The sequence below is a fragment of the Streptomyces sp. A0592 genome (genome assembly GCF_004795115.1).
GTDB lineage: Bacteria > Actinomycetota > Actinomycetes > Streptomycetales > Streptomycetaceae > Streptomyces > Streptomyces erythrochromogenes.
The window spans coordinates 19,873-27,286 of the sequence record NZ_SSBM01000059.1 but is presented as its reverse complement, the minus strand read 5'-3'; the positions used below and the strand labels follow the sequence as shown (position 1 = coordinate 27,286).

The following is a 7,414-nucleotide window of genomic DNA, read 5'->3' as shown; positions in this document are numbered from 1 at the left end:
GAAAGCACGCTCACATCCGCCGGGGTCCATCCCGACCCACACATCCGTCGCTGGGCCGCAGCAGCAGACCACGAGGAAGGCTGAGCCCGACTCTCACCCCTCCTGACAGTTACGGGACAGCCCTTAGCTCGCGGACAGTCGGCCATCGGTGGTGTTTGCTGCCTGCCTTCCTCCGGTCGACCGGCGACGGACCGGTGCCAATTCCCCCATTTTCGCGCGGATGTGTGAGCCATCCACGCACGCCCTCGATGAGTCGAGCCAGCTGGCCACGCTCAGTTCGGCGAGCGGGATGCGGTGCAATTATCGAAGACTCCGGCCTGTTGCCGACGCTCCAGGCGCCGCCAACAGGTTTGCCCCGAGCCGGAGCTCAGCTCAGTGGTAGGAGTTGCCAGGCGATATCGTCGCGCAGGACGTACGCGTTGCAGACACAACCGGTCCATCACCGGCCGCGGCCCTGGTGACCCTGTCGGCCAAGGCGGCAGCAGCGGCTCGATCAGTGCCCACAAGTCGTCGTCCACGATCCAAGACCGAGTACTTACACACTCACGAACGGCCGAATCATCACTCCGGTTACGCCCGACCAGGGAATCTCAACTAAATCCTGTTATGAGCTCCTACTGAGACGAACGCTGGAAACAGGCACCTTATAGCCGCTACCAGACGGCGATGCAATTACCGACGCACCATCATAGCGATAAATCAACCCAGAAAGTCATGAAAACTGTGGAGCCGGAGTCAACATCGGTAGCAAAGTAGGGAAAGTAGCCGGAAGTGGATGTACAGTAAGCCGCAAGCTGATCTGAGAGCACGTTAGGTATGTTGTACGCCAGCGTCACCAGGGGGCCATCTACGGGTGCTCCTGCTTGGACCGCCTGCGTTGTACTTCGAAGAAACTTCAGCTGTTCGATCGACAGTCGATGCCCCAGAAGAGAATATATCTCATCAATTGACTTGGTCCGAAAGAGCCGAAAAGCTGTGACGATGGAATCGCCTTTCATTCCCTTCAGGTCGGGAATACGAATCTTACCAGGAGGGAAGGTGCGTCGAAGAACAGTCGCCGACGGCTCCACTAGTGGCGGCGTGAGTGCGCCGGGGTCGAATAGTCGCGGAGGGTCCATCTGCCCCTTGGACAGTTTGATGGCGTGCGCCATTACCGCATTGATAAGCTTAGTATAGGCCACTATGGCGCCGTTAAGGATTTCAACCGAAGGAACTTCATGGAAAAAGACAGGATTCTGAAGTGCGAATTCCAAGTCATTCCGCGTCTGAATGTAGCGCAACTTCTTCTCTCGGGAATCCGACAGGGCAATGAGGAAGTCATCGCGTTCTTCGGCTGACGGGATCGGCAGGGGCAAGGTGTCGTAAGTAGCCACCTCCACCTGATACGCTGCGGCACTCGATCTGGCTATCTCCGGGAACGACTTGTACCGGCTGATGACGTCCTCGATCGTGACAGTGGGCGTCAACTGCGCCCCGAAGCCTGCCCTTTGGTACATGCTGGCGGTGAACTCCGACCGCGTACGGGACTCACTATTGGCTTCCTGGTAGGCACCCTTGAATGAGCCGCCACCTACCAGTCCGTTGATCTCCCCTTGCAGCGTGGCCGCGAGTTCTGCCTGAGTACTGGTGGATACCGAGGTGATCCGGATAACCGCATAGAACTCCCCTCCTGTTTGCAGGCCCCGAATGAAACTGTCACCGAAGGCTTTCGTAAACTCCTCAAGCCTGTTCGCAGTGAGTAGCTGTTGCGCCTCCGCCGTAGTCTGAAAATTTTTCCCTCGCCGCAGTGAATTATTTACGATACAGCGAGCTATTAGGAATGTCGAAGTTGAGTTGAATTTGGTTGATTCAGAGAATCTTGCCTTGCCGGAGGAACTGATGAATCCGTAGCGTCCTTGCGCCTCGAAGGACATCCCCAGGCTTTTCTGTAGCTCTTCGTGAGTGTTCATAATGCTCACGTCAGCGATGACCTCCCCGCCGGGAGCGGCGGGATTGTCGGCAATGGTAAACCCTTGCAAGGGGGTTCCTACAGCCAGGCCCGATTCGCTATTGAAACCCATGCCGATCTCTTCATCATTAAAGAGAAGTCTACGAATCTGTGGAATCTCAGGCATTGCTTGCTCCGCCTATTGCGCTTTGGGTCTACACAATACTGGGAAGAATTGCGAACCCTTTGAGAATCCAGCCTTCATGCAAATTCACGGATTAATTCCTGCAGGCCCAGCACCAAATGAGCCAAAGCTCGTCGCGAACTGTATGTACACCATGGAGTTAGCGTCAACATGGGTGCCAGGGCTGGGAAACTGAGCCGAAGATGTAAGGTCAAACACATCCGACAGCACACCCTCGTCACGTGCGTTGAATGCCAGGGTCACCAGGGGCCCATCGACGGGGGCTCCTTCTTGGACTGCCTGGGTTGTACTTCGGAGAAACCTCAGCTGCTCGATCGACAGTTGTTGCCCCAGAAGAGAATATATCTCATCAATTGACTTAGTTCGGAAAAATCGAAGAGCTAAGGCGATATAACCGTTACCCACGCCTACCAGTTCAGGTATACGGATTTTCTCTGAAGGAAGGGTGCGTCGAAGAGGAATCGCCGACGGCTCCACTAGTGGCGGCGTGAGTGCGCCGGGGTCGAATAGTTGCGGAGGGTTCATCTGCCCCTTGGACAGTTTGATGGCGTGCGCCATTACCGCATTGATAAGCTTAGTATAGGCCACTATGGCGCCGTTAAGGATTTCAACCGAAGGAACTTCATGGAAAAAGACAGGATTCTGAAGTGCGAATTCCAAGTCATTCCGCGTCTGAATGTAGCGCAACTTCTTCTCTCGGGAATCCGACAGGGCAATGAGGAAGTCATCGCGTTCTTCGGCTGACGGGATCGGCAGGGGCAAGGTGTCGTAAGTAGCCACCTCCACCTGATACGCTGCGGCACTCGATCTGGCTATCTCCGGGAACGACTTGTACCGGCTGATGACGTCCTCGATCGTGACAGTGGGCGTCAACTGCGCCCCGAAGCCTGCCCTTTGGTACATGCTGGCGGTGAACTCCGACCGCGTACGGGACTCACTATTGGCTTCCTGGTAGGCACCCTTGAATGAGCCGCCACCTACCAGTCCGTTGATCTCCCCTTGCAGCGTGGCCGCGAGTTCTGCCTGAGTACTGGTGGATACCGAGGTGATCCGGATAACCGCATAGAACTCCCCTCCTGTTTGCAGGCCCCGAATGAAACTGTCACCGAAGGCTTTCGTAAACTCCTCAAGCCTGTTCGCAGTGAGTAGCTGTTGCGCCTCCGCCGTAGTCTGAAAATTTTTCCCTCGCCGCAGTGAATTATTTACGATACAGCGAGCTATTAGGAATGTCGAAGTTGAGTTGAATTTGGTTGATTCAGAGAATCTTGCCTTGCCGGAGGAACTGATGAATCCGTAGCGTCCTTGCGCCTCGAAGGACATCCCCAGGCTTTTCTGTAGCTCTTCGTGAGTGTTCATAATGCTCACGTCAGCGATGACCTCCCCGCCGGGAGCGGCGGGATTGTCGGCAGTGGTAAACCCTTGCAAGGGGGTTCCTACAGCCAGGCCCGATTCGCTATTGAAACCCATGCCGATCTCTTCATCATTAAAGAGAAGTCTACGAATCTGTGGAATCTCGGGCATTGTTGCTCCGTTTATCCTGTTCCTGGGAGACCGTCAGGCTTCGACAGTCACGAGGGAGGCCGCGCCGTAGCCGTCGACAATCTCGTTGGAAAACCCGGCTCCCCCGTCCCCTCGCGCCTGGTGGCGTAGGGCCGCCGTGTTGGGGGGCGTTCAAGTCGAGCACGCCGCGCCGTCGGCTATGTAACACCGTTCAAAAAGCGCCGTTCGAACGGCATACCCTTCCCTAGTATTCCGTACTTTCCAGCGTGACATATCTGCGGCAAGCCGCAATCGCAGCCCGCCTGAGCGCCTCGAGCAATGGCCCACTTACCTGTCGAGGCTGCCGCTCCTCGGACGCCCACCCAGCCAGCCAGGAGGTAGGCTCTCCAGGGCGTGCACCTTTCCCTGTCGCGCTGTGGTGACGTCCGATCCGTATCCACCGGGTTGAGCCAACTCGCTGGTTTCGATCCGACTCTCTGCGATGAACTGCCCCGTCTGCTGGGCTGGCTGCACCGCCTGCCCGACCCGCGCAGTCGCGAGGCCGGCGCCAGCATGCTCGGTCCTGGCCGCAACGACGTAACTCGCCGCCATCGCCGAGTGGGCCGCCAACGGCCCTGACCAGTTACTTGTCCAATGCGGAGCCCCACTGCGCGACCTGCCATTCCGGGCGCCAGGCGAAGCAACCGTGCGCCGATTACTGCAGCGCATCGACGGCGACGCGCTCGGCGCGGCGATCGGCGGCTGGCTCACCGCCCGTGCAGACGCCCGACACACACACCCGCCATCTTGCCCAGCCCGGGCCGCGGTCGCGGTGGACAACACGTCCCCGCGCGGCGCTACCCGCACCGACAGCCGCCGTGTACACCTGATCTCCGCGCTGCACGGCGACGGCATCGTGCTCGCCCAGCGCGAGACAGAAGCCAAGAGCAACCATTTCATCGCGTCCGTCCGCTGCTGGAACCACTGGATCTGGCCGATGTGCTGGTGGCCTTCGACGGACTGCTGACCCAGACGTCGTACTCAAGGGCATTGACCCGACCCTGCACACATTGGTGAAGGATCTCCCCTGGCGTGAAGTGCCACTGATGGACCGCACCCGCACCACCACTCGCGGCCACGACGAGATCCAGCGCGTGCGGCACCTGTCGTTCCCTCAGGCCAGCCAGGCACTGCAGATCGTCCGACGACGCATGGTGCACGGGAAAGTCTCAGGCCAGATCATCGTGGTGCTACTTCGGACCTTCACGGCTGAGGCGGCCTTGCCCACCGCCCGTCGAGATCGAAAGAATCGACTGGTACATCGAAGCCTACGGTCCATTTTGCAAACACGAACCCACCCAAAAAAAGCTTCACAGGCCAATCTGCCTGCGGAATGGTGGGTGGTGCATCTTCGTCTATCACTGTGAGAAGCCTTGCATCCGTGAGGTCCAGCAGCGACAATGCACCTTGAACGCCAGATTGCAGAACGACCATGCCCATAAAAGAAGCCGACGCGACCACCCCAGGACCGTCGTCCCCATGGAGGTGATCGAAAAAGAAATCCTCCACAGGGTTACCGACATCATCAAACCTAGTGAAGAAGAACCTTGTTACCTGGTTCCCGTTCTCATCCGTGCCGTTCAGGTCTAGAGTCATTGGGGTCAGTCCGATAGGCATCGCATGATCCTTTCTGTGAAGTCGACCTATTTCCCTTTTCTCCAGCAACTCAGTCTGGTGTCTAGCCAGTCCGCCCCCAGACACGGCGAACGATGGCCGGGCACATCGGCACCGAGGAAACGGTCGCAAAAATGCCATCGAAGTCAAAGGCCTCGATAACAATATATCTGCCCAGATACAGCCGCACCAGTTCACGGCGGGTTGGTGGCAACCCCGACCCGAATGGGCGCGCCGCCCGTCGCCAAACCGTGAGCGGGCCATCGGCCGCTATGCTGACACCGCCCCAAGGCGGCGGGCGGTGTCGATGACGGCGTAGGCGGCGCGGGAGGTGTTCACGCGCTCTCCTTGGGTGGTGCGGTTTTCGGTGTGCGGCTGCCACAGCCGCGTCAGACCTTCCCCACAACAATAAAATGATTTTAAGCAATCACTTCCGCAATCCGCTCACCCTGCACCCTGACTGGTCGTCTGATTCCTGGGTCGAAACGGACTGCGGCTGGCGCCGGCGCTGGGCCCGGCCGGGAAGGGTCAGCGGGGCGCCTCCACCGCTTCTTGCTCAGCCGCTGCGTAACCGGCGAACGAGCCGGGGCCGGAGAGGCGGGCGACCAACTGGAGGACGGCACACGGCCCGGTGGGGGCTCACTGCGACCGTGCGGTTGGATGGTGGCGCGCAGGATCTTCCCGGAGCGGGGGCGCCTACCTCCATCCACCCCCAGGCACCGTCGGGCCGGGCGCGGCCAGGGTCACATGATGGCGACGGGTGGAGGGTCGCCACACGGGGAGGAGCCCGTGTTCCGTGGCCAGCGCCACGACCGTGCGCGTGTACGCGGTGAGGCCGCGCGGCGCGGCGGGGAGGCCGATACGCAGCGCTCCGCCGCGCATCGCCAACACGGCCCCGAACGGGAGGTGCGCGCGGATGTCGGCAGGGTCGCGGTACGGGAGCCGGTTGTGCATGGGGTAGCGGGTGCACAGCAGGATGTCGGTGCGGTCGCTGCCACCGGGCACGAGGAGGGCGGCGGGATCCGCGCACTCGGGGCAAGGGGCGGTTCGCCAGTCGCAGGAGTCGGCATCGGGCACGTGGCCTCCAGGGTCAGGAGAAGGTGGATCGCCCCGGGCGGGCGGGCATGGTAAGGGGCGCAGCGGAAGAGCTGCCGGTGTCGGGGCCGGGCGGGCGGGGCGGTTCCGACCGCCGGGCGCGGCCAGGGGCTAGAGGGGGATCCGGGCGACTGCGCGTTCAGGCGCCCGATGAGGCAGTCGCGGCAGAGATCGGCGCTTTCGGTGATCTCGGCTCCGCACGGCTCGCCCCATCCGGTGCAGTCGGTCGTCTCGGGCTGTGGGTTGCACCGGGTCATCGTCGATTCCTTCTGCGAGCGGGGGGCGGGGGCTGTGCGGGCCCCCGCCGGTGGGCGCGGCGGCGGGGGCCCGCCCGGCGGGGCGGGCCCCCGCTCGCCTATGCGGCGAGCTTCAACTTGGGCGCCGGGTAGTCGCGCTCCAGCTCCAGGTCAACCAGCTCCTTCGCGGTGGAGACGAAGTGGGCGAGGGGGGTCACGTCCGCCGCGTTCTCCTCTGGGACCGCGAGGACGAAGCGAATGCGGTGGACGGTGTACGCCTTGATGTGCTCCAGGGTGAAGGAGCGCATCTCGCCCCGGGTGCGGCACATCGCGCGGACGATGATGCCGCCCTTGCTGGTGGTGAGGATGTTGTGGATCTCGATGGTGCGCACCGACTCGTCGCCCTTGCTGTCGACGTAGGTGATGGTCGTGGCGCGCTGGCCGTCCATGGCGCGGATCAGATCGGTCAGGGTGCGGGCGGTGGTCTGACCGGCAGTGATCTTCATGGAGTTCGACACGGGTTTCTCCCTGGAGCGTGTGAGTTCGGGGGGTGTTGACCGGGTGCCACTCCCGACCAGCAAGACAACTATAATCGCTCCTCGTCACTGTTTTGGGAAGCCGGAACGGCTTTCTTCTCGACCCGGTTCCGCATTCACCCACCCAGCCGCCTGCGCCGCGACGCGCGGCAACTAGCCCCGCACCCCCGCTTGGCGGGAGTGATGAATAGGGATTATGGTTGTCTCAATTGGTCGGCGGTGGCAGCCGGTCAGCGACCGCGAAACACACACCTCTACAAAC

The 7,414-nt window shown here is 61.0% G+C and carries 6 protein-coding genes and 1 pseudogene; 1 reads left to right on the top strand and 6 read right to left on the bottom strand.

Going from position 1 to position 7,414, the window contains the following annotated elements:
* Positions 1-148 precede the first annotated feature (148 nt).
* From E6U81_RS41520 to E6U81_RS37390, 3 genes and pseudogenes are all read right to left on the bottom strand, one after another.
* Positions 149-246 (bottom strand): annotated as a pseudogene (locus tag E6U81_RS41520) (IS5/IS1182 family transposase); the annotation flags it as partial.
* Positions 247-686: 440 nt separating this feature from the next.
* A complete protein-coding gene (locus E6U81_RS37395) occupies positions 687-2,114 on the bottom strand; it encodes a hypothetical protein (RefSeq protein ID WP_136234446.1) in 1,428 nt (475 codons plus the stop codon).
* 84 nt (positions 2,115-2,198) lie between these two features.
* Positions 2,199-3,653 (bottom strand): hypothetical protein, encoded by a 1,455-nt coding sequence (locus tag E6U81_RS37390; protein ID WP_136234445.1) that lies wholly within the window; start codon positions 3,651-3,653, stop codon positions 2,199-2,201.
* 664 nt (positions 3,654-4,317) lie between these two features.
* Between E6U81_RS37390 and E6U81_RS37385 the strand changes: the two genes are divergently transcribed.
* Positions 4,318-4,638, top strand: a complete 321-nt coding sequence (locus E6U81_RS37385; protein ID WP_136234444.1) for a hypothetical protein — start codon at positions 4,318-4,320, stop codon at positions 4,636-4,638.
* Positions 4,639-4,874: 236 nt separating this feature from the next.
* Here the strand turns inward: E6U81_RS37385 and E6U81_RS37380 are convergent, their stop codons facing one another.
* The 3 genes from E6U81_RS37380 to E6U81_RS37370 form a co-directional block, all read right to left on the bottom strand.
* A complete protein-coding gene (locus E6U81_RS37380; RefSeq protein ID WP_136234443.1) occupies positions 4,875-5,288 on the bottom strand; it encodes a hypothetical protein in 414 nt (137 codons plus the stop codon).
* Positions 5,289-5,981: 693 nt separating this feature from the next.
* Complete coding sequence (locus E6U81_RS37375) at positions 5,982-6,362, bottom strand: hypothetical protein (RefSeq protein WP_136234442.1); 381 nt, start codon at positions 6,360-6,362, stop codon at positions 5,982-5,984.
* Between the two features lie 373 nt (positions 6,363-6,735).
* Positions 6,736-7,134 (bottom strand): WYL domain-containing protein, encoded by a 399-nt coding sequence (locus tag E6U81_RS37370; protein ID WP_136234441.1) that lies wholly within the window; start codon positions 7,132-7,134, stop codon positions 6,736-6,738.
* Positions 7,135-7,414 lie beyond the last annotated feature (280 nt).